Origin of the sequence: Asaia bogorensis (assembly GCF_900465345.1) — a bacterium.
In the GTDB taxonomy this organism is placed as follows: domain Bacteria; phylum Pseudomonadota; class Alphaproteobacteria; order Acetobacterales; family Acetobacteraceae; genus Asaia; species Asaia bogorensis_A.
This window is the reverse complement of sequence record NZ_UEGO01000023.1, coordinates 1-1,994: the sequence shown is the minus strand read 5'-3', so window position 1 is coordinate 1,994 and position 1,994 is coordinate 1. Positions and strand designations below refer to the sequence as shown.

At 56.9% G+C, this 1,994-nt stretch carries 3 protein-coding genes and 2 pseudogenes; all 5 read left to right on the top strand.

Translation table 11 applies throughout. The features are described 5' to 3' along the window. Positions 1-197, top strand: a pseudogene (locus ED655_RS09000) (hypothetical protein); the annotation flags it as partial. 61 nt (positions 198-258) lie between these two features. Continuing rightward, complete coding sequence (locus ED655_RS08995) at positions 259-645, top strand: hypothetical protein (RefSeq protein ID WP_122049894.1); 387 nt, start codon at positions 259-261, stop codon at positions 643-645. 73 nt (positions 646-718) lie between these two features. Further along, positions 719-1,192, top strand: a complete 474-nt coding sequence (locus ED655_RS08990) for a DUF1643 domain-containing protein (RefSeq protein ID WP_122049893.1) — start codon at positions 719-721, stop codon at positions 1,190-1,192. A gap of 264 nt (positions 1,193-1,456) precedes the next feature. Continuing rightward, complete coding sequence (locus ED655_RS08985) at positions 1,457-1,654, top strand: hypothetical protein (protein WP_122049892.1); 198 nt, start codon at positions 1,457-1,459, stop codon at positions 1,652-1,654. A 155-nt stretch (positions 1,655-1,809) separates the two neighbouring features. Next, positions 1,810-1,994, top strand: a pseudogene (locus tag ED655_RS08980) (hypothetical protein); the annotation flags it as partial.

Here is a 1,994-nt window from a genome sequence, read left to right as displayed (position 1 = left end):
CGAAGATCCGCAAGCACGGCACCTACACACCACCCGGCGCTGAGGGTCTGACCGGCTGGCCCCTGCTCGACGCGCTGAAAGCCGATCTCCTGAACCTCGACGGGGATTTGCTGGCCGTGACGCAAGAGCGGATCGAGGAAATGCAGCGCCGGTTCGAGGCGGCGGAACGGTTCATGACGAGCGAGGTGCAGGCATGAAAACCCAGAAAATCCGGGCGATTTCGGTACAAACGGGACTCGGGGTGTGGTAGGATCGGGCATGAGCGAAACGACGAAACGGGCGATCCCCACGGACCTCATGGACCTCGGCACGCGATGGGCCGAACGAGTGGACGCAACGCACCTGATCGCCAAGCCCGTGCCATATCATGCCGCGAGAGCCAATTTGCGGGCCGCTGAGGGCGGTGCAGAGGGTGAGACGACAAACCCACTGTCGGAAATTGGACGGGGTTGTACGGGGCGGAAAATGGCTCTTGTGACGTGCATCCTTGATGGATGTCTAGCCTATGTCGTCGGTCTGATTGTGGCCGCATGGTTTGGGTGTATCGTTGGAGCGGTCTCGGCTCTCGTCGCGGCTGTCCTTATCGCCCTCGTGCTAACATCGCGCGACATGCCGCGGCGCGCTTCTGGTGGGGAGGGGGTTTGATGAGACTGGGGTATTACTTTCCCCCAAAGTGTGCAGTTACTTCCCGTCTGTAACCTGTCAGGAGGCCGGACGAATGAGTAACTCAGCCACATGGCGATGCGAGAAAAAATCTGCATTCTCCGATTGCGGTAAATATCGCTATCGCCTCGAACGTGTACGAGACGGCGGCCGCGGAACACTTCTTGTCGTCATGGTAAACCCATCCACCGCAGGCGGCGTGTTGGAAGGATCGACAGAGGAGACATGGGACCGGACCTTGGGTCGGGTTATGGGGTTTGCCCTTCGTGAAAACTATCAGAGATTTATCATAGTAAATAAATTCGCATTGATCTCCCCAGACGTCACCGATCTCATAGACCGCAAGGTTTCAGTCGGCGAACTCAACGATTTTCATATTGAGGAAGCGGCTAAAGAGGCGGACGCAGTGCTTTATGCCTGGGGTGCATTATCGAATGCTGCCGCGTTCCCACCGGGAGAGATACTTGGATGTGGACCGTTTGATACGCAAAAATCACAAAATACCGATGTCGATTGGCGCACCGCTTAAAGCAGGTCAGCCTAGACATCCTCTGTATGCGAAAGGGGATCTGGCGTTTACCCCATGGGTAGGGCGCATATGACCTTCCCTTCCCCATATGGCGCGACCTAGCCGACACGCGCGCCAGCCGAGACCCCGACCAGCGCGTGACGGGCGACGATCCAAGGTTCTATGGGGGCAGCCGCAATGAATTTTCCGCTGGCAGCGCAGGTTTAATTTGATTCCTGATCCGAAATTAACGGAGATTACCGTTACCAAATCAGGATCAGAAAAATGCTGAAAAGTCAGATCCCCGCGCTAGTGTTGTTCGCCCTCTGCCTGCTCATCGTGAGCTTAAGGGCGATGGAAATCGAGATCGAGTATGGCACGGAAGCTATGCTCTATATGTCCGCCTTTCTCCTCATTCTCGCCTGCATCGCGCAACTGAGTTTGAGGCTGTTCAATGCACATCGACTTCGTCGCCGTTATTAAGCAGTGAGGATCGCGCGGGGTTACGCGTCAGGAATACTTTGGTAGTGCGGCGTGATGCCTGTGAGGGGTGAAGGGATTTCGTTGTACCGGAGGGCTGTTTCTGGTAGGATTCCGGCATGGCCATATCCCCCGAAATCGCAGCAACGATCTCCGAAATGTCTAAGCCCAAAGCGGAGGATCGGCCTTTCGCTGCCCGTGCCGCAAAGCCGCTCGGGCCTACTCAAGAGCGCATGGCCAAGCCGGACTATTTCGGCGCTCGTGACAGCCGCAAAAAAGTGCGCGCCCTCCTGTCTCTGCGTGAATCCGGCGAACTGAGTTCCGAGAGCGAAACGGTCGCGAG

Excerpts from the sequence above, each read along its gene's own strand:
- ED655_RS08995 (WP_122049894.1), top strand. The coding sequence starts at position 259 with ATGAGCGAAACGACGAAACGGGCGATCCCCACGGACCTCATGGACCTC.
- ED655_RS08990 (WP_122049893.1), top strand. The coding sequence starts at position 719 with ATGAGTAACTCAGCCACATGGCGATGCGAGAAAAAATCTGCATTCTCC.
- ED655_RS08985 (WP_122049892.1), top strand. The coding sequence starts at position 1,457 with ATGCTGAAAAGTCAGATCCCCGCGCTAGTGTTGTTCGCCCTCTGCCTG.